Origin of the sequence: Sandarakinorhabdus oryzae (assembly GCF_009733735.1) — a bacterium.
Classification (GTDB): Bacteria; Pseudomonadota; Alphaproteobacteria; order Sphingomonadales; family Sphingomonadaceae; genus Sandarakinorhabdus; species Sandarakinorhabdus oryzae.
The window spans coordinates 1-557 of the sequence record NZ_WNJP01000415.1 but is presented as its reverse complement, the minus strand read 5'-3'; the positions used below and the strand labels follow the sequence as shown (position 1 = coordinate 557).

The window sequence follows — 557 nt, the reverse complement described above, 5'->3', positions numbered from 1 at the left end:
CCGCGAGGGGGCACCGGCCGGCACGGCTCCGCGCCAGCGCGCCTGCTGCCAGCCCAGGCTGGCGGCCAGTTCCAGCTGCGCCAGCGGCCGCGCTTCGGCAACGACGTCGATGCCATGATTGCGCATGACGAGCCGCGGGTTGCTGGCCAGCGCCAGCGGATCGATGCCGAACAGCGGCGACACCAGTGCCCGCGTGGTGGCCACGAAGCCGCTGGCATCAAGGCGCAGGCGCCCGTCCCACAGGTCGGCCTTCAGGCCGGCGCTGTGCTGCCAGCCGCTTTCTTCCGGCAACAGCTGCAGTTCCGCGTTGCTCCGCGCCAGCAGGTTCCAGCCCGGCAACCGGGCGCTGCGCGCGCTACGGGCAAAGACCAGCAACTGCGGGCTGGCCCGCCACGACAGCGCCACTTCGGGCGTCACCAGCGTGGCCGCCTGCTGTGCCGGGCCGGCGTTGGCCAGGCAGGGATCGCAACCGGGGCGGCGGTCTTCCACCTCCAGCCGCAGCGTCTGGCGCAGCACGCGCACCCCGGCCTCCAGCGCCAGGCCGCCACCGGGTTCCA

1 protein-coding gene is annotated in these 557 nt (G+C 74.0%); it reads right to left on the bottom strand.

What is annotated here, in order from left to right:
- Window positions 1–557 (bottom strand): TonB-dependent receptor domain-containing protein (locus GJ693_RS16620; protein ID WP_156257296.1); only part of this gene is annotated, 557 nt, incomplete at both ends.